This is a genomic window from Streptomyces sp. NBC_01304 (genome assembly GCF_035975855.1).
GTDB lineage: Bacteria > Actinomycetota > Actinomycetes > Streptomycetales > Streptomycetaceae > Streptomyces.
In genome coordinates, this window is sequence record NZ_CP109055.1 from 8305123 (window position 1) to 8325702 (window position 20580).

A 20580-nucleotide genomic window follows, 5' to 3' on the forward strand; every position below is an offset into this window, starting at 1 on the left:
AGAGCCCTACGGTCGCCTTATTGGACATCTGCCTACTAGGCGAGGGGTGACCGTACGACATGGCGAGGACCAGGCTCCTTCAGTGGCTCTCCTGGATCATGGGGGTCGCCTGCGTGGCGATCGGCGTCGTCCACCTCTGTACGGGCATGGCTTCGGTGCCCGGCGCCGAATCCTCAGGTGTGTCCGGCGCGACGGTGGACAGCCTGGTCCGGTTCTTCAGCGCGATCTTCCTCGGCTACGGACTGGCCTGGATCTGGGTGGCGCGGCAGTCGCCGATCCCCTCGAAGGGGGTGCGCCTGCTCGCCGGGATCTTCCTGCTCGGCGGCGTGAGCAGACTCGCGTCCTGGGCCGCCGAGGGGCGGCCCGACGGGTTCCAGTTGGTCCTGATGGCCATCGAACTCGCCCTGCCCCCGGTCTACTTCTGGCTCTCGACCGCCGGTGAGCGGGAGTCCGCCGCCGGGAAGCGGGAGCCTGTGATGAGTTAGCGGGAGCCTGCGATGAGTTAGCGCGTCCGGCGCGGTCCTACTTCATGAATCCAGAGTGGCAGCGCTCACATAGTTGGAATGTTTCCGTAGATTCATAAATGTGTGAATCTGCTGTACGTTCCTAACTGTGGGGCCTGCCGGTCCCACCCCTCGCCCGGATCATGGAGTTCCCGATGAGCGCCATAGTCACCGCCACGGCCCTCGCCACCGTCTCGTCCGCCGCCTACGCGGGCGCCGCGGTGCTGCAGGAGCGGCTCGCCGCCCGCGCCCCCGCCGGCTCGGCCGCGAAGTCGCTGCTCTCGCGCGGACCCGGCCTCTGCGCGCTCGCCTTCAACGGGATCGGCGCCGCACTGCACGTCGTGGCCCTGCGCTTTGGCCCGCTCTCCCTGGTCCAGTCGCTCGGCATCCTGACCGTCGTGCTCGCCGTGCTGCTCGGGGCGGCGGTGGCACGGCGCCGGACCGGCCGTCATGAGCGGTACGGTGCCGCGCTCGCCACGCTCGGACTCCTGGCCTTCACCCAGACCCTGGCCCCGTCGAGCGCCGCCCGTGCGCTCAGCCTGCCGGCGACCGTGCTGCTCACGTCCGTGATCGCAGGTCTCGCGCTGGCCCTGTCCCGGCTGGTCCACCCCCGCCCGGTGATCACCGGGATCGCCCACGCGACGGCGGCCGGCCTGGTCTTCGCGCTGGGCTCCGTGCTCTCCCAGACCGTCAGCGTGCGCCTCGCCGAGCACGGCCCGCACGCCCTCCTCTCGGCGGCCACCTGGCTGCCGGCCCTGCTGATCGTGCCCGCCTCGTCGATCGGCCTGCTGCTCTCGCAGCGCGCCTACCGCGGCGGCCTGGACGCTCCCCTCGCCACCGTGACCGTGGCCAACCCCGCGGCGTCCGCCGTCATCGGCCTCGTACTCCTCGGCGAGCAACTGCGCGGCGGGGCCGCCCCGTTGCTCGCCGTGGCCGCCGCGCTCGTGGCCGTGGCGGGGGTGGCGCTGCTCAGCCGGCAGGCGGCGGCTGCACAGATGCCGACCGCGCAGACGACGGCCGCACAGACGCCGACCGTGCAGGCGACCGCGGTGCCGGTCCGGCCCGTCGAGTCGAGGCGCGACCCGGCCGAGGCCCGCCTCGTCGTCGCGGCCGTGTGAACGTCCCGGCCGGGGCGATGAGTTTCGGGGACGCCGGGAGTCTGCCTTCGTGAGATACGTACGACAGACGTGTGCGAGAGACGCGTACGCCCCGCAGGAAAGGGAGCCCACCCCATGACCGACGTCCTCGACTTCACCGCCCAGACCCGCCTCGTCGCCCGGCTCGCCGAACACGTCCGCGACGACCAGCTGGCGGGCCCCACACCCTGCCCCGAGATGGCGGTACGCAACCTCCTCGGCCATCTGACCGGCCTCAGCGTCGCCTTCCGCGATGCGGCGCGGAAGGATCTCGGGCCGACCACCGACACCAACCCCGGTGACACGCTGCCGGACATCGACGCCACATGGCGCAGTGAACTGCCCGAGGTCCTGGCCGAGTTGGCCGAGGCCTGGCGCGACCCGAAGGCCTGGGAGGGCGACACCAGGGCGGGCGGCATCGACCTGCCGGCGGCCGTCGCGGGGCAGGTCGCCATGGACGAGCTCGTGCTGCACGGCTGGGACCTCGCCCGGGCCACCGGCCAGGAGTACGCGCCGGACGGGGCGAGCCTCGCGGCGGCACACGCCTTCGTCGCCGCGACCCCCGACGACCCCGCCGCCCGCGGCGGCCTGTTCGGTCCGGTCGTCCCGGTCCCCGACGGGGCGCCGCTGCTCGACCGAGTGCTGGGGCTGAGCGGGCGCGAGCCGGGCTGGACGCCCAGCTAACCTCGCCGCATGGCCCTCACCCTCACCGTCCTCGGCACCGCGGCCCCGCACCCCGGCCCCGACCGCCCCTGCTCCGGCTATCTCTTGGAGGGCGGCGGGGCCAAGGTGTGGGTGGACGCCGGGCCCGGCACCTTCGCCGAGCTCCAGCGGCACGTCCGCCCGGCCGAGTTGACGGCGGTCTGGATCTCCCATCTGCACTCCGACCACTGGGCCGACCTGATCGCCGCCGAGGCCGGGATCGGCGACGGCGGGCTCACCGTCGAGCGGCCCATCCCGCTGTACGCGCCCGCCGGATGCGCCCGGCGCCTCGTCGGGTTCTTCGGGCAGACCGACCCCGACCTGCTCGACCCGGTCTTCGACTTCCGGGAACTCGCCGACGGGCTCCATCTCGACCTGGACGGGCTGCGGCTGACCAGCCGCGCGGTCGACCACGCCGTCGAGGCGTACGGGCTGCGCGCCGAGGCGGACGGCGCGGTGCTCGCGTACTCCGGCGACAGCGGCCCGTGCGACGCCCTGCGGCAACTCGCCGAGGGCGCCGACACGCTGCTCTGCGAGGCCTACCTCGACCGGCAGGACGCGAGAGGCGTCCACCTCACGCCCGAGGACGCCGGCGGGCTCGCCCGCGACGCACGGGTGGCCGAGCTGCTCGTCACCCACGTCGGGCCGACGCTCACCCCCGAAGCGGCAACCGAACGGGCCGCGGCGGTGTTCGGCGGACGGACCCTGACGGCGCGGCCCGGGCAGCGCCACCAGGTGGGCTGACGGCACGTCGGCCGGACCTGTCCGGCAACGCACCCCACCCCTACGCGGGTTGAGGGATCACCGCATACGATGCGGCATCGCATCCGTCAGGCGATATCCGTCAGGCGATATCCATATCCGTCATGCGTGATCCGTCACTCACCACGAGGGGCCCATACGTGCGCACCAAGGCCATACCCGCGCTGCTCTGCGCCGGAGTCATATCCGCCACCCTGCTCAGCGGCATCACCCCCGCCGCCGCCGCGGAACGTGCGAGCACCGCCGCCGCCCAGGACATCCGCGACCAGCTGGAGAAGATACCCGGGCTCACGATCGTCAAGGTCGAGGACAAGGGCGGATTCCCCCTCTACACCCTGTCGTTGACCCAGCCCGTGGACCACAACAAGCCCTGGCGCGGCACGTTCCAGCAGAGATTCACGCTCTGGCACAAGGCCACCGCCAAGCCGGTCGTCCACTACACCGGCGGCTACAACCTCTCCTCCAGCACCCGCGAGCCCACCACCATCCTCGACGCCAACCAACTGAGCGTCGAGCACCGCTACTTCATCGACTCCCGGCCCGCGCCCGCCGTCCTCGACTGGGACGACCTGACCGTCTGGCAGGAGGCGAGCGACGAGCACGCCATCGTCGAGGCCATCAAGCCGATCTACGGCAAGTCCAAGTGGATCGGCACCGGCGGCAGCAAGGGCGGGATGACGCAGACGTACCACGAGCGTTACTACCCGGACGACCTGGACGCCGTCGTCGCGTACGTCGCCCCGAACGACGCCAACAACAAGGACGACCGCGGCTACGAGAAGTTCTTCAAGACCGTCGGCACCCCCGAGTGCCGGGCCGCGCTCAACGCCGTACAGCGCGAGATGCTGGTGCGCCGCGAGGCGATGCTGCCGAAGTTCGAGGCGATGGCCAAGGAGCAGGGCCTCACCTTCAACAACCTCGGATCGACCGACCGGGCCTATGAGTTCGCGGTCCTCGACCAGGTGTGGAACTTCTGGCAGAGCGGGACGGCCGCCGACTGCCCGACGATCCCCGACGCCAAGACCGTGAGCGACGACGAGCTGTACAAGTGGTCCTCGGAGCACGGTTTCTCCCCCTACTCCGACCAGGACCCGGGCGACGCCACCTCCGCGCCCTACTACCGGCAGGCCGCCGCCCAACTCGGCTGGGCGGACCTGAAGTTCAAGCACCTCAAGGACGTCCGCCACTACCCGGACATCTACCAGCCCAACTCGGTGCTGCCCGCCGATCTGCGCACCGAGTACGACGGCCGCGCCATCAAGGACGTCGACCGCTGGGTCTCCACCCGCGGCAAGCACATCATGTTCGTGTACGGCCAGAACGATCCGTGGAGCGCCGAGCGCTTCAAGCCCAGCAAGCACGACTCGTACCTGTACGAGGTGCCCGGCTCCAACCACGGCGCCCGCATCGCGAACCTGCCCGCCGACGAGCGCGCTGCGGCCGAGGCGACGATCAAGCGCTGGGCCGGCCAGTAGAGACGTAACAAGACGAAAACCTGAACTGGCTCTCCCGCGGGCAGAATCCGGCCACCACGACCGGATTCCCGCCCGCGAGGAGAGCCATGTCAGGACCATCGGGATCGTCAGGACCATCGGCATCAGCAGGACCGGAGCTCGGCAAGGCGGACGCGCCACCCCGCCACCCCGTCGACCGCTTCTTCAGGATCAGCGACAGGGGATCGTCGTACGCCCGTGAGATACGCGGCGGCTTCGCCACGTTCTTCACCATGGCCTACATCCTGGTGCTCAACCCGATCATCCTCGGGAGCGCCGAGGACAAGTTCGGGCACCGGCTCGACGGCGCCGAACTGGTCACCGCCACCGCCCTGGTGGCCGCCGTGATGACCGTCGTCATGGGCATCGGCGGCAACCTCCCGCTCGCCATCGCGGCGGGCCTCGGCCTCAACGCCGTGGTCGCCTTCCAGATCGCGCCGCTGATGAGCTGGCCCGACGCGATGGGCCTGATCTTCGTCGAGGGCCTGCTGATCTGCGTCCTGGTCCTGACGGGGTTGCGCGAGGCGGTCATGCACGCCATCCCGCAGGAGCTCAAGCACGCCATCAGCGTCGGGATCGGGCTGTTCATCGCGTTCATCGGCTTCATCGACGCGGGCTTCGCCACCAGGATTCCCGGCGACACCGGGTCCGTGCCGGTCCAACTCGGCGCAGGCGGGCGGCTGATGGGCTGGCCGATCCTCGTCTTCTGCGTCGGCGTGCTGCTCACCGTCGCGCTGATGGCGCGCAAGGTGCGCGGGGCGATCCTGATCTCGATCGTCGCCGCCACCGCCGTCGCGATCGTCATCAACGAGCTCGCCGACATCAAGCCGGAGAGCTGGGGCCTGACCGTGCCCGCCCTCCCCGACAAGGTCGTCGACACCCCCGACTTCGGACTGCTCGGCGCCTTCAGCCCGTTCGGGGCGTTCGGTGCGGCGGGCGTCGGGGTCGTCACCGTCGTGCTGCTCATCTTCACGCTGATCCTGAGCGATTTCTTCGACACGATGGGCACGGTCGTCGGCATCTCCAGCGAGGCCGGGCTCCTCGACGAGCAGGGCAAGGTGCCGGGCCTCGGGCGCGTCCTGCTCATCGACGGGGTGGCGGCCGCCGCGGGCGGTGCGGCCTCCGCCTCGTCCAGCACCTCGTACATCGAGTCGGCGGCGGGCGTCGGCGAGGGGGCCAGGACCGGGTTCGCCAACCTGGTCACCGGCGGGCTCTTCGCGCTCGCGCTGTTCTTCGCGCCGCTGGCCACGGTGGTGCCCGCGCAGGCCGCCGCGCCCGCGCTCGTGGCGGTCGGGTTCCTGCTGATGACGCAGGTCAAGCACATCGACTTCGGCCGCTGGGAGATCGGCATCCCGGCCTTCCTGACGATCGTCGTCATGCCCTTCACGTACTCGATCACCAATGGGATCGGGGCCGGGTTCGTGGCGTACGTCGTCATCAAGGCGGTGCTCGGGAAGGTGCGGGACATCCACTGGCTGCTGTGGGGCGCGGCGGCGCTGTTCCTCGTGTACTTCGCGATCGATCCGCTGGAGCAGCTGCTCGGCGTGAAGTGACCTCCCGGCGGGGACTCCGGCACGGCCTGGGACTTGGTGAAGCGAGATAGGTTGTAATCCTGACTAGATGGCTCTACCGTCTAGGTAGCTTCAGATAGGGGGACCTCATGGACCGCTTCACCATCTCGCCGGAGTTCGCGACGGCGTCCACGATCATCACGGCCGCTCTGGCCACGTATCTCGCCGTCGGCGAGCCGTGGTTGGGGCGGCGGATGTTCGCCTCGCTCAAGGCCCGCAGGGACAGCGAGCCGCAGGCGTTGATCCGCTACTACCTCCTCGGGGTGGCGTGCTGGGCGGGCTTCGCGGCCCTCGCCCTGCTCGCCTTCGCCCTGTCGGACGGCTTCGCGGCCGCCGACCTCGGGTTCGGGGCGCCCGAGCAGCCCGGGTACGCGGTGTTCTTCGGCGCGCTGTTCGTGGTGCTTGCGCTCGCCACCGGCCGGTCGTTCCACAAGATGGCCGTCGAGGGCAAGCACGTCCCCGGCCTGGACACCCTGGACGCGATGCTCCCGCGCACCGAGCGGGAGCGGCGGTACGCGGCCGGGATGGCCGTGGCCTCCGGGATCTGCGCCGAACTCGTCTACCGGGGCCTGCTCATCGCCTTCGGCGTCGGCGTGCTCGGGCTCAACCTCTATGTGGCGGCGGGCATTTCGCTGGTGATCTACGCGGCGGCCGGGTGGTACCAGGGCGGCAAGGGCGTGCTGCTCTTCGGTCTGTACGGGGGGCTGATGACCGGGCTCTACCTCGTCACCGGAAGCCTCGCCGTGCCGATCGTCGCGAACGTGGCGCTCGCCCTGCGGGACCTGGTGCTGATCCCGGTGGTCGCAGGCGGACGTTCCGCGGCGCCGCGTACGGTCTGAACGTACCCGTGTACAGGTGAAAGGCAGAACACCGTGACCACCGATCGCCGGGCCAGCTGGTTCAAGGGCGTCCTCGACCTGATGGTCCTCGCCGGCCTCACCGGCGGTGAGAGCTATGGCTACGAGATCGCCAAGCAGCTGGCCGCTGCCGGCCTGGGCGAGATCAAGGGCGGCACCCTGTACCCCGTGCTCAACCGCCTGGAGGAGGCCGGCCTGGTGGCCGCCGAGTTCCGGGCGACCGAGAAGGGGCCGGGGCGGCGCTACTACGCGCTGACCGACGAGGGCCGGGCGACGCTCGGCGAACAGGGGCGGCTGTGGCTGGCGTTCGACGAGTCCGTACGTTCCGTCCTGGCCAAGGGCGGAGTGGCATGAGCGGGGATGGCATGAGCAGGGATGGCAGGAGCGGGGGATACCTCGACGAACTGGCCGCCCTGCTGCGGGACAAGGGCCTGCCCGACGACCATGTGGCGGCGACCGTCGGCGAGTTGGCGGCGCACCTGGAGGAGTCCGGCGGGGACGCGGAGGCCGAGTTCGGGCCGGCCGGCGAGTTCGCCGCGCAGCTCGCGCCCGAGGGCGGGGAGCGGGCCGAGGCGCCCGAGGGGCGGGTCGAGACCTGGCGCTGGACCGCCGACACCTTCGTGGACGAGGCGCTGCTCAATCGCTTCGGCGACGAGGGCTGGGAGGTCGACCGGGTCGACGCGCTCGGCCGCTTCGTCAGCCACCGCGACCCGGAGCAGCCCCAACGCTGGGAGTACCGGCGCGAGTTGATCACGCGGGGCCGGGAGGGCATCGACGAGAAGCTGGCGCCGGACGGCTGGGAGGAGTGCGGGACCTGGGTGGTGTACGCCTGGTTCAAGCGCCCCAGGGCGGCGAGCCTCGGCCCGGCGGCGCAGCTCACCGCGCCCGTGCCGCCCGCGCCTGCGCGGTCGTCCTTCTTCAGTCGCCGCTTCTATGCGCTGATCGCGGCGATCGTGGTCGGTGTGATCGTGGCCGGGTTCGCGGTCGCGCTGTCCGAGGGTGAGGCGAGCACGGGGCTCGGGTTCGCGACGGGGCTGTTGGCGGGGGCGGCGGTGCCGTTGGGCGCGGTGGTCGGGGTGCGGGTGCTGCGGGAGCGGCGGCGACGCTGAATCCCCGGGCAGGAGCGGCGGCGCTGAAACCCCCGGATCGAGTGGGTGAATCGTCACCTCACTCATTGCGGCACGGTCCCACCCGCCACGAGCATGAAGGGGGTGGTCGTCGGGAAGACGTCCTGCGCCGTCCACTATCGACTGGGGTGAACACCCATGCCCAACAAAGGCATTGAGAAGGTCTACGCCGTCGTCTGTGTCGCCGACTTCGAGGCGGCGCTCCGCTGGTACGAGGGCCTCCTCGGCCGCAGTCCCGACCACGCCCCCGCGGATGGTCTCGCCGAGTGGCACCTGGGCGGGCACGCCGCGATCCAGGTGTATCTGGACCCGGACCGGGCCGGGGACTCGCTGCTCACGCTCTCCGTGAGCGACGTGGACAAGTACGCCAAGGTCATCGCGGGCAACGGCCTCGACCCCGAGGAGCCGGAGAACACCGACGGCGGCTACCGCGTCAGCACGCTCGCCGACCCGTCGGGGAACACGGTGACCCTCGCCCAGCCCGTCGTGCCAGACTCGGCCAGGTGATCGACAACGGCAGCAGCAACGGCAGCAGCAACGGCGGCACCATCGAGTACCGCACCGCCCGCCCCGCCGACCGGCCGCAGCTCGACGGCCTCGACGACTCGTTCCGCACCGCCGAGGTGTTCGTCGTGACCGCCCGCGAGGACGGCTTCGACCTGCGCCCCGTCCCCGTCGACCCGCCGCTGCACAAGAAGTACCCGCAGGACGACGACCTGGACGAGGCCGAGCACACCGTCGTCGCCGTCGAGGGCGGGCGGATCGTCGGGTTCGTCGCGCTCGGACACGAGGAGTGGAACCGCCGCCTCGCCGTCCGGCAGATCACGGTCGCCGACGCCCACCGGGCGCGGGGCATCGGCCGGGAACTCATGGCCAGGGCCGAGGCGTACGGGCGTGAACTGCGCGCCCGTACGCTCTGGCTGGAGGTCACCAGCGTCAACGCCCCCGCCGTCAGGGCGTACCGGCGCCTGGGCTTCGCCCTGAGCGGGCTCGACACCACGCTCTACACCGGCACGCCCGCGGAGGGCGAGATCGCGCTGTTCATGAGCAAGGCGCTCTGAACGGTCAGCCCTTGAGGTAGGCCTGCATCATCGCCTTCGCGACCGGCGCCGCGAGCCCGTTGCCGCTGACCTCCGAGCGCGCGGCGTCCGAGTCCTCGATCAGGACGGCGACCGCGATCTGCTTGCCGTCCGAACCCTTCGCGTAGGACGTGAACCAGGCGTACGGCGTCTTGCTGTTGTTCTCGCCGTGCTGCGCGGTACCCGTCTTGCCGCCCACCGTCGCACCGGAGATCTGCGCGTTGGTGCCGGTGCCCTCCTTGATGACCGTCTCCATCGCCGACTGCAGCTCCTTGGCGGTCTGCTCGCCGACGATGCGCTTCGAGGACGCGTCCCCGTCGAAGTTCTGCAGCGAGTTGCCGTCGGCGTCGTTGATCTGGGACACCATGTGCGGGTCCTTCAGCTCACCGCCGTTCGCGATCGCCGCGGTCACCATCGCCATCTGCAACGGCGTGGCCGTCACGTCGAACTGCCCGATGCCCGAGAGCGCGGTCTGCGCCTTGTCCATGCCCGACGGGTAGACGCTTTCCGAGGCCCGCACGGGGACGTCCTGCTTCTTGTCGTTGAAGCCGAACTTCTCCGCCATCGCCTTGAGCTTGTCCTGCCCGAGGTCGACCGCCATCTTGCCGAAGACGTTGTTGCAGGAGTACTGCAGCGCGGTCCGGATCGAGGCGTTCTCGCACGGCGCCGACGCGCTCTCGTTCTTCAGCGGCGTCGTGGTGCCGGGCAGCATGTAGGGGTTCGGGCTGTTCGTCTTCTCGTCCGCCGACGAGTAGAGCCCGTCCTCCAGGGCGGCCGCCGCGACCACCAGCTTGAAGGTCGAACCCGGCGGCAGCGGCTGCCGCAGCGCCCGGTTGACCAGGGGCTTGTCCTCGTCCCCGGACAGCTTCTTCCAGGCGTCGCCGTCCGAGCTGCCGCTGATCTTCGAGGGGTCGTACGACGGCGTCGAGACCACGCCGAGGATCTTGCCGGTCGCCGGGTCGATGGCGACGGCCGCGCCCTTCTTGTCGCCGAGCGCCTTCTGCGCGGCCTTCTGTACGGCCGGGTCGATGGTCGTCAGTACGTCGCCGGGGTCGGCGCGCTTGTTGGCGAGGGTGTCGAGCGGGTTCTTCAGCCGGTTGTCCGTGCCGTCGAGGAGCTTCTGGTAGATGCCCTCGAGCTGGGTCGCCCCGTACACCTGCGAGCTGTACCCGGTCACCGCCGAGTAGAGGCTGCCGTCCTTGTACGTGCGCTTGTACGCGAGGTCGCCGCTCTTCGTCCTCTCCGATCCGGTGACCGCCTCGCCGGCCACGATGATGTTCCCGAGCGGGTACGCGTACTGCGAGATCGCGTTCCGCCGGTTGTTCTTGTTGTCCGCGAGGGCCTGACCTTCGTAGAACTGCACCCAGGTCGCCCTGATCAGCAGGGCGAGCACGAGCAGCAGCGTGAAGACCGAGGCGCGCCTGATCGTCTTGTTCATCGCACTGAGAGGGACGAACCGGGCGGAGGGCATCGTTCCTTTTGGCGCGCCTTTTTAGAGAGTCTTCATATTGCGGCCGGATTCCTTATGCGCCGCCGACGAATTCTTTATGCGCTGCCGACGAAGCCCGCCTCGTACGCGGCGATCACCGCCTGTGTCCGGTCCCGTGCGCCCGTCTTGGCCAGGACCGCCGCGACATGCGACTTCACGGTGGCGGCGCCGACCCCCATACGCCCGGCGATCTCCGCGTTGGTCAGGCCGGTCGTCATCAGGCGGAGCACCTCTGCCTCGCGCTCGGTGAGCCGGGCCACCCAGGGCGGGGCGGCCGGCTTGGCGCGGGCATGCTCGGTGGCCAGGGCGCGGACCGCCGCGGGGAAGAGCAGCGAGTCGCTGCGCGCGACCGTGCGGACCGCCTGCACCAGGTGGTCGGCGTCCGCGCGCTTGAGCAGGAACCCGGAGGCGCCGGCCCGCAGCGCGTCGTAGACGTACGCGTCGTTCTCGAAGGTCGTGACGACGACGATCCGCGGCGGCTCGGGCATCGAGGCGAGGATCTGCTCGGTGGCGCGGATGCCGTCGATCTCCGGCATCCGTACGTCCATGAGCACCACGTCGGGTCGCAGCTCCCGCACCACCGACACCGCCTCGGCGCCGGTCGCGGCCTCGCCCACCACTTCCAGGCCCGGCTCGGCCTCGAGGATGACGCGCAGGGCGGTGCGCACCATGCGCTCGTCGTCGGCCAGGACGATCCGTACGGTCTCGCCCATCGGGCTGCGCGGGGTCTCGCTCATCGGGCTGTGCGCGCTGTCGTTCATGGGGCTCCGTGCGGTCTCGTCCGGCCGGGTCTGTGCGGTCTCGTTCATCGGGGGCCTCCCGCGGCGACCGGGAGGTGCACCGCGAGCCGCCACCGGTCGCCGTCCGGGCCGGCCCCCGAGCGGCCGCCGAGCAGCCGGGCCCGGTCCGCCACGCCCTTGAGGCCGCTGCCGCCGCCGGGCCGGGTGGCCGCGAGTGCGCCGCCCTTCGGCAAGGGGTTCTCCATCACGATCTCCAACTCCTCGCCGACCCTGGCGATCCGCAGGGTAACCGGTGAACTCCCGGCATGCCGAAGGGCGTTGCTCAGCCCTTCCTGAACGATCCGGTACGCCTCCCGCGACACCAGCTGGGGCAGCGCGGCCACCTCCACGTCGACCTTCGCCGTCACCGGCGTACCGGTGGCGCGGGTGCGGGCCAGCAGGCCCTCCAGGTCGTCGGTGAGGGTGGGCGCGGGCGCCTTCGCCGACTCGTCGCCCTCGCGCAACAGGCCGAGCACCGCGTCGAGTTCACCGACCGTGCGGCGGGTGGTGTCCTCGATCGCGGTCAGGGCCTCGCGTACGAAGTCGGGGTTGGAGTCGAGGACCCGGCGGGCGGCGCTCGCCTGCAGCGTGACGGCGCTGAGCGCGTGCCCCACCGAGTCGTGCAGCTCCCGGGCAAGGCGGTTGCGCACCGCGAGCTCCGCGGCCCGCTCCTCGGCGACGGCGAGGCGGTCCGCCGGGGTCGGCCCGAGCAGCACCGGCGCGTACCGGGCGAGCAGCGCGCCTGCCGCGCTCGCGCAGGCCGCGAGGGCGACGAGCATCGCGAGGCCGGCGAAGGGAGCCAGCGTCAACACCCAGGCCTGGTCGAGCTGTTGGGGCAGCCGGGCCCCCTCGCGATCCACCCACTCCCGTACTGCGGGAATCGGCAGCAGCGTCACCACCACCGCGAACGGCGGCAGCGCCAGCATCGCCCCGGCGAGCAGCCCGCCGACCCCCACGTGCAGCGTGAACCAGCCCGCCGTACGCCCCTTCGCGGCCCGCGACCTGGCGGGACCCTCCGCGAACCGGTCGCCCGGCACCCCGCACAGGGCCCGCGCCATCGCCACGCACAGCGGCCGGGTGAGCGGGAAGAGCCCGGCGACCCAGGCGAGCGGCAACGCGACGGCGTACGCGCCGAACTGCACGCCGAGCGAGTTGGTGAACAGGCTCCCGCTGTCGCTGACCGGACCGAACACCACCGTCCCGACCAGCCAGAACGGCATCAACAGGGCGCCGCCCAGGACCAGATGGATCCACCGGAGCCGGGCCACCCGCCCGAACAGGAACCTCGACACGCGCCTCATGCGCGGGACTTGGCCGCGACGCGGTCGGCGGTGCGCCCGGCAGTGCGCTCAGCGAAGAAGTAGGCGCCGATGGCGGCGACGAGCATCCCGACGATCATCTGCCCAGAGTAGGTCAGGTTCATCAGCGCGGTCGGCCGGTCGGCGGGGTCGTCCACACCGGTCAGCGAGGCGATGTTCAGCCAGCCGCCCCAGCAGGCGAGCACCGCGGACCCCACCCACGCCATGGCGAGCGGCACCTTCACGGGCAAGGGGCGGCCGATCCGGAAGGCGAGCATCAAGGCGCCCGCGACGGCGAGCGCGACGAAGGCGACGTCGAGCGCTTCGAGGACGTAGAAGTCGCTCGTACGCTCCTGAGCCCGCCCCTCGCTGAGACCCGCGGTCGACCCGAGGGCCCACTGCACATGCACGACAAGCGGCAGCAGCGCGAACACGGCCGCGGCCACGGCGACCGTCTGCTGTGCGGGCCGGGTCGGGCTGCCGGGCAGCTCCCAGACCCGCCCCTGCCACAGGTGGCCCCAGCGGCGGCGTGCGTACGCCACGAACAGCGCGCCCAGGGCCAGGCCCTGCACGATGAAGCCGGTGTAGACGACGCCGAAGACCCAGCCGTCGAGGAAGGCCTTGCCGGCCGGGTCGTCGGTCTTGACGCTTCCGCCGAGGGCGCGCACCAGGAGCTGTACCGGGAATCCGGTCATGATCGGGGTGAGCAGGCCGCCGGCGACCCAGACCGGGATCACGAGGAGCCAGGCCTTGGCCCGTTGGCCCCAGGGCCGGGTCAGGAGCAGGGCCAGCACGATGACGCAGGCGTCCATGAGGACGGTGGCCGTGTTGGCCACGATCATCGCGGAGCGGTGGTCGAGGAGGGTGCTGTTCTCGGGGATGCCGAGGTGGCTGCCTGTGATCCAGGTGACCTTGAGGGCGAGGTAGGGGAGGCAGGCGGCGATCGCTGTTGCCCGGAGGGCGGTGGTTGCGCGGGTCATGGCTCCACGCTGCCGCCGTGGGGGGTCTCTGCACGTCGTGCGTGATGCTGATCCGCCTCCGCCGGGTGGGGGAGAAGGATTTGATCCCCTCCCCGCCCCTTCCCGAAAGTCCTCAAACGCCGGACGGGCTGACAAAGTCAGCCCGTCCGGCGTTTGAGGACAGTCTTTGAAGCCGGCGGCAGCCTTACGGGAAGGGGCGGGGAGGGGAATCTATCCGTCCAGCCGCAGCACAAGCTCGTCGATCTCCTCGCCCCGCGCGTTCGCATACCCCCGGTCCTGGGCGGTCACCGCGAAGCCGCACTTCTCCAGGACCCGGATCGATCCGGTGTTGTCCGCCGCGGCGCGGGCCCGCAGGGGCCGCTCCGGGACCTCCATGAGCAGCGCCCGCAGGGCGGAGGTCGCGATGCCCCGCCCCCAGTAGTAGCGGTCGATAAAGTACGTGACCTCACGCTCGCCCGGATCCCCGTACACCGCCGCGTGCCCGACCACGTCCCCGTCCGCGAGGACCGTGCGCGTGACGTTGTCGGGCGAGGCGAGCACCCGCTCCCAGTGCGCGTCGAAGTCGGCCCGGTCAGTGGGGTCCTTGGCAGTGAAGGCGGCGACCTGATTCGACTCGGGGTCGCTCATGTGCCGGAAGAACACGGGCAGATCGCTGGGGTGCACGGGGCGCAGGGAGACGTCCATGGCGTTCGGGGCAGTCATGGCCCCGACCCTAGAGTCGCCGCGTCGCGAGCGTCAGCCGGTCCCGCGCATCGAAGAGCGCATCCTTGATCATCTGCTCGTGCGCGGGCGTCAGTCGGGCCACCGGCACCGAGCAGCTGATCGCGTCCCGGGCCGGGGTGCGGTACGGGATCGCGATGCCGAAGCAGCGCAGGCCGAGGGTGTTCTCCTCGCGGTCCACGGCGAAGCCCTGCTCGCGCACCAGGTGCAGCTCCTCGATGAGGGCCTCGCGGTCCGTGAGGGTGTGCTCGGTGAGCGGCGCGAGGGTCTCGGGGAGCATCTTGCGGACCTGCTCGTCCGTGTACGTCGCCAGGAGTGCCTTGCCCAGTGATGTGGAGTGCGCGGGAAGGCGGCGGCCGACGCGGGTGAAGGGCCGCAGATAGTGCTGGGACTGGCGGGTGGCCAGGTACACCACGTTCACGCCGTCCAGACGGGCCAGGTGGATGGTCTCCGTGGTGTCGTCGGAGAGCCGGTCCAGGGTGGGCCGGGCGGCCGCGACCACCTCGTCACCGTCGATGTACGAGGTGCCGACGAGCAGGGCGCGTACGCCGATGCCGTACCGCGTCCCTGTGGCGTCCGTCTCTACCCAGCCAAGCTCTACCAAAGTGCGCAGGAGCATGTACAGACTGGACTTGGGGTACCCGACGGCCTCCTGTACGGCTGCCAAAGAGTGCATACCGGGCCGGCCGGCGAAGTACTCGAGCAATTCCACGGTCCGCACTGCGGACTTGACCTGCGCCCCACCGCCCGTATCGGCAGCCGACATCGCCCTTGACCCCTTCGTTCGCCTGCACATAGCCTCCGGATCATTGCGATCGTTCACCATCGGAGACAGCGTTCAGCATATCGAACGAGCCTGGTGGGCGGCATCAGATCGGTGACATCACATCTGGAGGAAACCGGCCGTGGCAGCAGCACCAGTCTGGAGCGTCGACCCCCGAACCGGGAAGCAGCGCGAGCAGGTTGCCGTGGAGGCGACGGCCCAGGAGGTCGACCAGATCGTCCGTGCCGCGCATGCCGCGCGAGCGAGCCTGGCCGATCGCACCGTGCGCGCCGCCCTGTTGCGCACCGCCGCCGACCTGCTCGACGAGTCGGCGGAGCATGTGATCGAGGCGGCGGACGCCGAGACCGCGCTCGGCCCGGGACGCCTCACCGGTGAACTTGCCCGCACCACCACCCAGTTGCGCTCCTTTGCGGACATAGTGGACGAAGGCTCGTATCTCGACGTCATCATCAGCCACGCCGATGCGACGCAGACGCCGCCCTGGCCGGATCTGCGCCGCTACAAGGTGCCGCTGGGCGTAGTCGCGGTGTACGCCGCGTCGAACTTCCCGCTCGCCTTCTCCGTCCCCGGCGGCGACACCGCGAGCGCGCTCGCCGCGGGCTGCCCCGTCGTGGTCAAGGCGCACCCCGACCACCCGGCCACCTCCGAACTGTGCGTCGACGCCCTGCACCGGGCCGCCGTACGCCTCGAACTGCCCGCCGAAGTCGTGCAGTTGGTGCACGGCTTCGACGCGGGGGTCGAGCTGGTGCGCCATCCGCTGGTCGCGGCCGCCGGGTTCACCGGTTCGGTACGCGGCGGCCGGGCGCTCTTCGACGCGGCCGCGGCCCGACCGCAGCCCATCCCCTTCCACGGCGAGCTGGGCTCGCTCAACCCCGTCGTCATCACCGAGGCCGCAGCCGTCGAGCGGGCCGAGCAGATCGGCGAGGGCCTCGCCGGCTCCATGACGCTCGGCACCGGCCAGTTCTGCACCAAGCCGGGCTTCGTGCTCGCGCCGCTGGGGGACGCGGGGGACGCGCTGGTCAAGTCCCTCACGCACGCCGTCAGCGAGGTCGAGGCGGGCGTACTGCTCGATCACCGGATGCGTCAGGCGTACGTCGACGGAGTCGCGGCCCGCGCCGAACTCCCGGACGTGGAGGCCCCGGTGACGCCGGGTGCGGGCGGTGAGCACACGGTGGGTGCCGGATTCCTCACGGTCCCGGCGGCCCGACTGGCCTCCTCCGGGGAGCACGACCTCCTCATCGAGGAGTGCTTCGGCCCGGTCACCGTCGTCGCCCGGTACGCGGACGAGGCCGAGATCGGCGCCGTACTGTCCCGGCTGCCCGGCAACCTCACGGCCACGCTGCAGCTCTCCGACGCGGAGGCGGCCGACCCCGCGGGGCGCGGTGCCGCCCTGCTCGCCGAGCTCACGCCGCTCGCCGGACGCGTCCTCGTCAACGGCTGGCCGACCGGTGTCGCCGTCGCCCCCGCCCAGCAGCACGGCGGGCCCTACCCGGCCACGACGTCCACCTCGACGTCCGTGGGCGGCACGGCCATCGAGCGCTGGCTGCGTCCGGTGGCGTACCAGTCGACGCCCGAGGCGCTCCTGCCGCCGGAGCTGCGCGACGACAACCCGCTCGGGCTGCCGCGGAAGGTCACTCCGTGAACCTGGAGCTCCCCGAACTGCCCTTCCCGCTGCGCCCGTACGGCCCCGACGGCAACTGGTCCCACGAGGACGGCGTCCTCACCGGCTGGGCGGGTCCCCGCCAGGACCGCTTCGTGCCGCCCACCGGGGAGGCGCAGGACACGGCGTCCGACGCGCCCCGGCTGCTCGGGGCTCCGCAGGGTGACTTCCAGCTGATCGCCCGCGTCAAGGTCGGGTTCCAGGCCGCCTTCGACGCGGGTGTGCTGTACGTCCATGTCGCCGACCGCGACTGGGCCAAGCTGTGCCTGGAGCGGTCTCCGGACGAGCCGACGATCTGCACGGTCGTCACGCGCGGGCACTCGGACGACGCCAACTCCTTCGTGGTGGACGGCGATTCGGCCTGGCTCCGGATCAGCCGCACCGGGAAGGCCTTCGCCTTCCACGCCTCGCTCGACGGCAAGACCTGGACCTTCGTCCGGATCTTCGCCCTCGGCACGGAGCCGGAGGCCGAGTCGGCCCTTGTCGGCTTCATGGCCCAGTCCCCGGTAGGGGAGGGCTGCGTGGTGACGTACGACCACATCGAGTTCCGGCCGAACTGGCCCAAGGGGCTGCGGGACGGGAGCTGAGGCTTCTTCCCGAAGGTCCTCAAACGCCGGACGGGCTGATGAATCAGCCCGTCCGGCGTTTGAGGACATCTGTGACAGTCGCTTTGAAGCCGGCGGCAGCCTTACGGGAAGGGGCGGGTAGGGGAAAATTCACCGCGTGCGCAGCCGCACCGTACCCGCGGCCGTCACCGCGAGCAGCCCCGCACTCACCAGCAGGCAAACCCGCATCCCCGCCTCGAAGTCGCCTGCGATCAGGGAACCGAACGCCGCGACAGCGAGCCCCCCGCCCACCTGACGGGCCGAGTTGAGCACCCCTGCCGCAGTCCCGGCACGGGAAGCCGGCACCGCCTCCATCATCGCGGCAGTAAGCGGCGGAATCGTCAGCCCGCACCCCACCGCCATCGGCAGCATGAGGAAGGCCAGGCCCCACGGGGACCGGTCCGCGGACGCGAAGGCGACCAGGAGCAGCAGCCCCGCGATCGCCAGGGACTGGCCGACCAGCATCGGCAGCCGGGGCCCGAAGCGGCCGGCGAGCTTGCCGGAGACGATGTTCGCCACCACGATCAGGGCCGTCATGGGCAGGAAGAGAAGACCGGCCATCAGGGCCGAACTGCCCTGCTCCTGCTGGAAGAAGAGGCTGAAGACGAAGATCATGCCGTAGAAGGTCACGCTGATCGCCACCCCCGTCGGCACGACGATCGCCACGGTGCGGTTGCGGAACAGGCCGAGCGGCACGACCGGGTGCGGCTGCCGGCTCTCGATCACCGCGAACGCGAGCGCGGCAGCCACCGCCACGGCCAGCGAGATCAGACCCGTCGTGCCGCGCTCGATGACCGCGAAGGTCAGAGCGGTCAGCGCGACCACCGCGGTGAGCTGGCCCGGCAGGTCGAGGGGCGCGGGGCGGGGCAGCGAACGAGGGGCGCGTACCAGCAGGACGAGCGTGAGCGCACCGAGCGGCAGGTTGATGAAGAAGATCCCGGGCCACCCCCACCACGTGATCAACGCCCCGCCCGCGACCGGCCCGAGCGCAAGCGCCACCGAGCCGCCCGCCGCCCACAGCGCCACCGCGCGGGCCCGCTGCGCGGCGTCCGGGTAGGCCTGCCGGACCAGCGAGAGCGAGGCGGGCAGCACCACGGCCGCCGCGACGCCCTGCACCACGCGGGCCGCGATCAGCACACCGAGCGACGGCGCGAAGCCGCACGCCGCCGAGGCCAGCGTGAACAGCGCGATGCCGATCGCGTACGCCCGGGTCGCCCCGGTGCGGTCCGCGAAGGCGCCCGTGGACAGCATCAGGGAGGCGAACGCCAGGGTGTAGGAGTCCACCACCCACTGCAGCCCGGCCATGCCGGAGCCGAGGTCGTCGGCGATCGCCGGGAGCGCCACGTTCACGACCGAGGCGTCCAGGGTCATCAGGGCGATGCCGAGGAGTGCGGCGAAGAGGGTGAGGCCGGGGGATCCGGAGCCGCCGGTGGGCTTGACCGGGGCGGCACCCAAGGTCTGGACCGGGGTGAGGTCTTTCGTTGCCATGCCCCTCAGCCTGGCGATCTTCGGCGGGTTACAGTAGTGGCCTGAATGCCATACGTCCGGAGGTTCTGGCCATGCCGCAGGTGCCCGCCCCGAAGGAGTCCGTCGTGCGGCCGCACAGGATCGCCGTAATCGCGCCTTCGCCCGTCTCGCTGTTCAACCTGTCCGTCCCCGACCTGCTCTTCGCGCGGGTCGAGGTGGACGGCCGGCCGGGCTACGAAGTGGTCTTCTGCACCCCGGAGCCCGGCGCCATCGTCACCACGAGCGGTCTGGAAATGCAGGTCGTCCGGGGCCTGGAGGCGGTGGCCGACGCGGACACCGTGCTCATCGCGGGCACCGGGCACCGCTACGAGCCCGATCCGCGCACCGTCGTCGCGGTGCGCGAGGCCGCCGACGCGGGCAAGCGGATCGCGTCGATCTGCAGCGGCGCCTTCGTCCTGGCGGAGGCCGGACTCCTTCAGGGCCGTGCGGCGACGACGTACCACGGACTCGTCGACGAACTCCGGCAGCGCTATCCGTCCGTCGACGTACGGGGCGACGTCCTCTACATCGAGGACGAGCACATCATGACCTCCTCCGGGTACGCCGCCGGGATCGACCTGTGTCTGCAGCTCATCCGCAACGACTACGGCGCCGCGATCGCCAACGCCGTGGCCCGGGCCACCCTGGTCGCACCCGTACGGCCGGGCGGGCAGGCCCAGTTCACCGAGACCCCGCTGCCGCCCGAGCGCGGCAACGCCTGTGCGGACACCCGGGGTTGGGCCATGCAGAACCTGGACCGGACACTCACGCTCCAGGACCTCGCCCGGCACGCGGGCGTCAGCGTGCGCACCCTGACCCGGCGCTTCCACGCCGAGACCGGGGTGAGCCCGCTGCAGTGGCTCCTTCACCAGCGCATCGAGCGGGCCAAGGAACTCCTGGAGACCACCAGCCTGCCCATGGACCAGGTGGCGCGGGCCTGTGGCCTCGGCACGGCCGATTCGCTGCGCCAGCATGTGCACCGCCGGACCGGGCTGACGCCGAGCGGGTACCGGGCGACCTTCAGCCGGCTCGCCACCGCGTCATGAGTGGCGTGACCGGAGCGGGCCACGGGCGGGTGGAGATCAGACGGGCCGGGGCTGCGGACGCCCCGGCCGTCGCCGCGCTGCACGCCCGGGCCGCCGGCCGGCCCGACGACGGCATGGAGGGGTTGCACTCCTGGGAGCGCGCCATTCTCGACGGGAACGGCCGTGTCGTGTGCGCGGCCCTGGACGAGGCCGTCGTCGCGGTGGCCGCCTTCTCCCGGGGCGAGGGCCGGCTCGAGGACACGGTGACGCTCACCGAGCTCCACGTCGACCCGGCCCATCAGGGGCGCGGCATCGGCTCGCGGCTGCACGCGGCGTGTCTCGCGCACTGGCGGGCGGAACTGATCGTGCAGGCCCAGCTGTTCGTGGACCGGGACAACCACCGGGCCCGGGAGTTCTATCTGAGCCAGGGCTGGTTCTCGCTCGACACCGACCCCGACCAGGTGCTTCTCCACCTGGACGTGGAGTCGGTCGGCTGACGGGGCC

22 protein-coding genes are annotated in these 20580 nt (G+C 71.3%); 15 read left to right on the top strand and 7 right to left on the bottom strand.

Features of this window, described 5'->3' with window-relative positions; all coding sequences use genetic code 11:
* Window positions 1-59 precede the first annotated feature (59 nt).
* The 11 genes from OG430_RS36925 to OG430_RS36975 all read left to right on the top strand — a co-directional run bounded on the left by OG430_RS36925 (window position 60) and on the right by OG430_RS36975 (window position 9212).
* Complete coding sequence (locus OG430_RS36925) at window positions 60-485, top strand: DUF4345 domain-containing protein (RefSeq protein ID WP_327357008.1); 426 nt, start codon at window positions 60-62, stop codon at window positions 483-485.
* A 173-nt stretch (window positions 486-658) separates the two neighbouring features.
* Window positions 659-1621, top strand: coding sequence for a DMT family transporter (locus tag OG430_RS36930; RefSeq protein WP_327357009.1), 963 nt, complete (start codon window positions 659-661; stop codon window positions 1619-1621).
* A 114-nt stretch (window positions 1622-1735) separates the two neighbouring features.
* On the top strand, window positions 1736-2323 hold the full coding sequence (locus OG430_RS36935; protein WP_327357010.1) for a TIGR03086 family metal-binding protein: 588 nt from the start codon (window positions 1736-1738) through the stop codon (window positions 2321-2323).
* Between the two features lie 9 nt (window positions 2324-2332).
* Entirely contained in the window at window positions 2333-3085 is a 753-nt protein-coding gene (locus OG430_RS36940) for an MBL fold metallo-hydrolase (protein ID WP_327357011.1), read from the top strand.
* 158 nt (window positions 3086-3243) lie between these two features.
* The gene (locus tag OG430_RS36945) at window positions 3244-4578 is read left to right on the top strand and encodes a S28 family serine protease (protein WP_327357012.1); all 1335 of its coding nucleotides are present in this window, start codon (window positions 3244-3246) and stop codon (window positions 4576-4578) included.
* Between the two features lie 86 nt (window positions 4579-4664).
* Window positions 4665-6149 (top strand): NCS2 family permease, encoded by a 1485-nt coding sequence (locus tag OG430_RS36950; protein ID WP_327357013.1) that lies wholly within the window; start codon window positions 4665-4667, stop codon window positions 6147-6149.
* Window positions 6150-6256: 107 nt separating this feature from the next.
* Window positions 6257-7006: a CPBP family intramembrane glutamic endopeptidase gene (locus OG430_RS36955; protein WP_327357014.1), complete on the top strand. Its 750-nt coding sequence runs from the start codon at window positions 6257-6259 to the stop codon at window positions 7004-7006.
* A gap of 33 nt (window positions 7007-7039) precedes the next feature.
* Window positions 7040-7378, top strand: coding sequence for a PadR family transcriptional regulator (locus tag OG430_RS36960; RefSeq protein WP_327357015.1), 339 nt, complete (start codon window positions 7040-7042; stop codon window positions 7376-7378).
* Between the two features lie 11 nt (window positions 7379-7389).
* Window positions 7390-8133 carry a hypothetical protein gene (locus tag OG430_RS36965; protein ID WP_327357016.1) on the top strand — a complete coding sequence of 248 codons (744 nt, stop codon included), beginning with the start codon at window positions 7390-7392 and terminating at the stop codon, window positions 8131-8133.
* A gap of 156 nt (window positions 8134-8289) precedes the next feature.
* Complete coding sequence (locus tag OG430_RS36970; protein WP_327357017.1) at window positions 8290-8658, top strand: VOC family protein; 369 nt, start codon at window positions 8290-8292, stop codon at window positions 8656-8658.
* Complete coding sequence (locus OG430_RS36975) at window positions 8655-9212, top strand: GNAT family N-acetyltransferase (RefSeq protein WP_327357018.1); 558 nt, start codon at window positions 8655-8657, stop codon at window positions 9210-9212. Before OG430_RS36970 ends, OG430_RS36975 begins: the two co-directional genes overlap by 4 nt.
* A gap of 4 nt (window positions 9213-9216) precedes the next feature.
* Here the strand turns inward: OG430_RS36975 and OG430_RS36980 are convergent, their stop codons facing one another.
* The 6 genes from OG430_RS36980 to OG430_RS37005 all read right to left on the bottom strand — a co-directional run bounded on the left by OG430_RS36980 (window position 9217) and on the right by OG430_RS37005 (window position 15262).
* Window positions 9217-10668: a peptidoglycan D,D-transpeptidase FtsI family protein gene (locus OG430_RS36980; RefSeq protein WP_327357019.1), complete on the bottom strand. Its 1452-nt coding sequence runs from the start codon at window positions 10666-10668 to the stop codon at window positions 9217-9219.
* 107 nt (window positions 10669-10775) lie between these two features.
* Window positions 10776-11432: a response regulator transcription factor gene (locus tag OG430_RS36985; protein WP_327359387.1), complete on the bottom strand. Its 657-nt coding sequence runs from the start codon at window positions 11430-11432 to the stop codon at window positions 10776-10778.
* A 92-nt stretch (window positions 11433-11524) separates the two neighbouring features.
* Window positions 11525-12799, bottom strand: coding sequence for a sensor histidine kinase (locus tag OG430_RS36990; protein ID WP_327357020.1), 1275 nt, complete (start codon window positions 12797-12799; stop codon window positions 11525-11527).
* The gene (locus tag OG430_RS36995) at window positions 12796-13776 is read right to left on the bottom strand and encodes a hypothetical protein (protein ID WP_327357021.1); all 981 of its coding nucleotides are present in this window, start codon (window positions 13774-13776) and stop codon (window positions 12796-12798) included. The genes OG430_RS36990 and OG430_RS36995 overlap by 4 nt, the downstream gene beginning before the upstream one ends.
* Before the next feature lie 210 nt (window positions 13777-13986).
* A complete protein-coding gene (locus tag OG430_RS37000; RefSeq protein ID WP_327359388.1) occupies window positions 13987-14460 on the bottom strand; it encodes a GNAT family N-acetyltransferase in 474 nt (157 codons plus the stop codon).
* Between the two features lie 28 nt (window positions 14461-14488).
* Entirely contained in the window at window positions 14489-15262 is a 774-nt protein-coding gene (locus tag OG430_RS37005; RefSeq protein WP_327357022.1) for an IclR family transcriptional regulator, read from the bottom strand.
* Window positions 15263-15401: 139 nt separating this feature from the next.
* Between OG430_RS37005 and OG430_RS37010 the strand changes: the two genes are divergently transcribed.
* Window positions 15402-16922: an aldehyde dehydrogenase (NADP(+)) gene (locus OG430_RS37010; RefSeq protein ID WP_327357023.1), complete on the top strand. Its 1521-nt coding sequence runs from the start codon at window positions 15402-15404 to the stop codon at window positions 16920-16922.
* Window positions 16919-17527: a DUF1349 domain-containing protein gene (locus tag OG430_RS37015; protein ID WP_327357024.1), complete on the top strand. Its 609-nt coding sequence runs from the start codon at window positions 16919-16921 to the stop codon at window positions 17525-17527. Before OG430_RS37010 ends, OG430_RS37015 begins: the two co-directional genes overlap by 4 nt.
* Before the next feature lie 129 nt (window positions 17528-17656).
* Here the strand turns inward: OG430_RS37015 and OG430_RS37020 are convergent, their stop codons facing one another.
* On the bottom strand, window positions 17657-19033 hold the full coding sequence (locus tag OG430_RS37020; protein WP_327357025.1) for an MFS transporter: 1377 nt from the start codon (window positions 19031-19033) through the stop codon (window positions 17657-17659).
* A gap of 71 nt (window positions 19034-19104) precedes the next feature.
* Between OG430_RS37020 and OG430_RS37025 the strand changes: the two genes are divergently transcribed.
* Both OG430_RS37025 and OG430_RS37030 read left to right on the top strand, forming a co-directional pair.
* Window positions 19105-20097 carry a GlxA family transcriptional regulator gene (locus tag OG430_RS37025; protein ID WP_442816623.1) on the top strand — a complete coding sequence of 331 codons (993 nt, stop codon included), beginning with the start codon at window positions 19105-19107 and terminating at the stop codon, window positions 20095-20097.
* Window positions 20094-20573 (top strand): GNAT family N-acetyltransferase, encoded by a 480-nt coding sequence (locus tag OG430_RS37030; protein WP_327357027.1) that lies wholly within the window; start codon window positions 20094-20096, stop codon window positions 20571-20573. Before OG430_RS37025 ends, OG430_RS37030 begins: the two co-directional genes overlap by 4 nt.
* Window positions 20574-20580: the final 7 nt, after the last annotated feature.